The organism is Clostridium sp. DFI.1.208, from assembly GCF_024463855.1.
GTDB lineage: Bacteria > Bacillota_I > Bacilli_A > Erysipelotrichales > Erysipelotrichaceae > Clostridium_AQ.
Genome location: NZ_JANGCA010000187.1, coordinates 1 through 518, shown reverse-complemented (window position 1 = coordinate 518; position 518 = coordinate 1). Strand labels below are relative to the sequence as shown.

1 protein-coding gene is annotated in these 518 nt (G+C 54.8%); it reads right to left on the bottom strand.

The annotated features are described in order from the left end of the window. Positions 1–55: 55 nt before the first annotated feature. Positions 56–518, bottom strand: a 463-nt coding sequence (locus tag NE665_RS23965) for a hypothetical protein (RefSeq protein WP_256302713.1), incomplete at its 5' end; no start/stop codon positions are given.

The window sequence follows — 518 nt, the reverse complement described above, 5'->3', positions numbered from 1 at the left end:
CAGCTTCCCCTTCAGCTCTCCCCAGTTGTCCTCATATCTTCTTACACACATACCTTCAACTCTCCTTACGTCTCTTCCTTACCCTGCTTCCCTTTCCGCTCTTTTTCAAATACAGGCCGCCGACCAGGCTCACTCCGAGGAACCCGGCTGCCGCAAACATCGCCGTGCTTCCCAGCGCCAGCTTCTGATCCACCCTTCGGCTTCCGCCGACCAGTCCGCTCACCCACGTATTCAGACTCTTCTCCTCCACCGGCAGGCTGCGCTGTGAAAATACATAGTCCTTCCCCGGTGCCATCCTCACCTCGATGATGTTCTCCTCATCGATCTGCAGGTCCTTTCGGATGTAGACCAGATCCCGCTGCTCTACTGAATACTGATATACCCCGTATGCGTGATCCCAGCTCGCAGGTACTCCGATCCCGATATACACCGGTACCTTGAGCTGTGCCTGCTCACACTGCAACAGATACACGATATCGTTCGTCCCTGCCATCTGGTACATGCTCTTCTTATGCTCA